The organism is Candidatus Binatia bacterium, assembly GCA_036382395.1.
Taxonomy (GTDB): domain Bacteria; phylum Desulfobacterota; class Binatia; order HRBIN30; family HRBIN30; genus JAGDMS01.
Genome location: DASVHW010000149.1, coordinates 1 through 2,684, shown reverse-complemented (window position 1 = coordinate 2,684; position 2,684 = coordinate 1). Strand labels below are relative to the sequence as shown.

The following is a 2,684-nucleotide window of genomic DNA, read 5'->3' as shown; positions in this document are numbered from 1 at the left end:
AGGCAGCGCGCTCCGCCTTCGGGCACGTTCCAATTGCCACGCCTGGCCAGCTTGCCGAAGCCGATGCCATTATCTTCGGCACGCCAACCCGATTCGGCAACATGTGCGCGCAGATGCGGAACTTTCTGGACCAGACAGGGCAACTCTGGCTCAGCGGGGCTCTCGTCGGCAAGGTCGGCAGCGTTTTCACGTCCACCGCCACCCAGCACGGTGGCCAAGAGACCACGATCACCAGTTTCCACAGTACCCTGCTGCATCACGGCATGGTGATCGTAGGCGTTCCGTATAGCGAGACTCGCCTGCTGAATATGGCGGAGATCACTGGCGGCTCGCCATACGGCGCCGGCACGCTGGCCGGAGCTGACGGAAAGCGGGTACCGAGCGAGAACGAGCTAGCTATCGCGCGGTTCCAGGGCCGCCACGTCACCCAAATTGCGAAGAAATTGGCCGGCAGATGACTCGGGCTCGCATTTTCATACCTGGCGTTTGCGTGTGAGCTGATGCCCGCCAAAGTGACAAGAAGACGCGGATTCAATAGAGGACAAACTCGATGGCTTACCAAAGCGTCAACCCCTATGACGGCAAGATTCTGAAAACGTTCAAGGAACTCACCGACAACCAACTTGAGACGGCGCTTGGAAACGCTGCGACCTGCTTCGAGAACTGGCGGCACACGACTTTCGCCGGGCGGGCGGCCGTGGTCACAAAAGCCGCCGCCATTATGCGCGCTCGCACCGACGAGTTTGCTCGCCCAATGACGCTCGAGATGGGTAAGCTCATCGACCAAGCCCGGGGCGAAGTGGTGCTCAGCGCGGACATCTTCGACTACTATGCCAAGAACGCCGAGCGCTTCCTCGCACCACAACACCTCGAGCCGGGTTCGGGCGAAGCTGAGATCGAAAGTAGCCCGTTCGGCGTGCTGTTCGGCGTCCAACCGTGGAACTTTCCCTACTACCAGCTCGCGCGTTTTGCCGCGCCCAACCTGATGGCGGGCAATGTCGTCATGGTGAAGCACGCAGGGTGTGTTCCGCAATGCGCCATCGCTTTTGAGAAGCTGTGGCTTGAAGCGGGTGCGCCGGTGGGCGCGTACACCAACCTGTTGATCTCTCATGACCAGGTCACTCAAGTGATCGACGATCCCCGGATCAAGGGCGTCGCGTTGACGGGCAGCGTCGAAGCGGGAAGACTGGTTGCCGCCCGAGCTGGACAAAACCTCAAGAAGTCGACGATGGAGCTTGGCGGGAGCGACGCCTTCATCGTGCTTGAGGACGCGGACCTCGACCAGACGGTCAAGTGGGCGGTCTGGGCCAAGATGAACAACATGGGCCAATGCTGCGTCGCGGCGAAGCGATTCATCGTCGTCGAAGAATTGGCCGACCGCTTTCTCGACAAATTTCAGACAGCCCTGGCAGCCCTCACGCCAGGAAACCCGCTGGACGAGACGACGACGCTCGGCCCCCTGTCCACGGAAGGGGCCCTGGTACAACTGCTGGATCAGGTCAAACGAGCCCTCGCCGAGGGTGCGACTTTGGTCATGGGTGGCAAGCGAATCGATCGGCCGGGATCGTTCATGCAGCCGACGATTCTAGCGAACATCAAGCCCGGCAATCCCGCGTACAGGGAGGAACTTTTCGGGCCTGTCGCGCTCCTGTTCCGGGTCAACAACGAGGACGAGGCCGTGGCGCTGGCCAATGACTCCGATTTTGGGTTGGGCGGATCAGTCTTCACCAAGGATATTGCGCGCGGCAAACGCGTGGCGAGCCGCATCGACGCGGGCATGGTATTCGTCAACCACCCGACCTGGACGACGCCGGACCTGCCGTTCGGCGGCATCAAAGACTCCGGCTACGGGCGCGAGCTCTCCAGCATGGGAATCCAGGAGTTCGTGAATAAGAAACTGGTTCGCGTCGCTTCGATCGACGCACCGGCATAGAAAGAGCTCTTCTAACATGTCAAAACTCACGAGTCATGAGGTTCGGTTGGCGTCCCGCCCCGAGGGGATCCCTGCCGCGACTAACTTCACCCTGGTGCGGACCGAACTGGAGCCGCTGCAGGATGGGGAGGTGCTGGTTCGCAACCTCTTCATGTCGGTGGATCCCTATATGCGCGGCCGCATGAACGAGGGGCAATCGTACGTGCCGCCATTTGAGTTGGGCAAACCGTTGGACGGCGGCGCAGTGGGTGAGGTCGTCGAATCACGCGCCAACGAATTCCGGGTGGGCGATGCCGTTACTTCCAGTCGTGGCTGGCGGGAATACTTCATCGCTTCGCCGAAAGAGTTGCATCCAGTGAACCGCGAGATTCAGCCGCTCTCGGTCTACCTGGGCGCTCTGGGAATGACCGGCATGACCGCATGGGCCGGGCTGAATTTGGTGGACGTCAAAGCCGGGGACATCATCTTCATCTCCGGGGCTGCCGGCGCAGTGGGCAATGTGGCCGGACAACTGGCGAAGTTGCGCCGGTGCCGTGTTGTTGGCTCAGCCGGTTCGGCGGAAAAGGTCCGGTTTCTGCGGGAGGAGTGTGGATTTGACGGCGCCTTCAATTACAAAGCCGGTCCGGTGCTCGAACAGTTGAATCTGGAGGCCCCCGGTGGCATCGATGTGTATTTCGATAATGTCGGAGGCGACACCCTCGACGCTGCGCTCTCGGCACTGCGTGTGCATGGCAGGATCATCGCCTGTGGC

At 61.0% G+C, this 2,684-nt stretch carries 3 protein-coding genes; all 3 read left to right on the top strand.

All coding sequences use genetic code 11. The annotated features are described in order from the left end of the window. Positions 1–458, top strand: a 458-nt coding sequence (gene wrbA, locus VF515_06885; GenBank protein ID HEX7407361.1) for an NAD(P)H:quinone oxidoreductase, incomplete at its 5' end; no start/stop codon positions are given. Positions 459–550: 92 nt separating this feature from the next. After that, entirely contained in the window at positions 551–1,933 is a 1,383-nt protein-coding gene (locus tag VF515_06880; GenBank protein HEX7407360.1) for an NAD-dependent succinate-semialdehyde dehydrogenase, read from the top strand. 16 nt (positions 1,934–1,949) lie between these two features. Next, positions 1,950–2,684 (top strand): NADP-dependent oxidoreductase (locus tag VF515_06875; GenBank protein ID HEX7407359.1); only part of this gene is annotated, 735 nt, incomplete at its 3' end.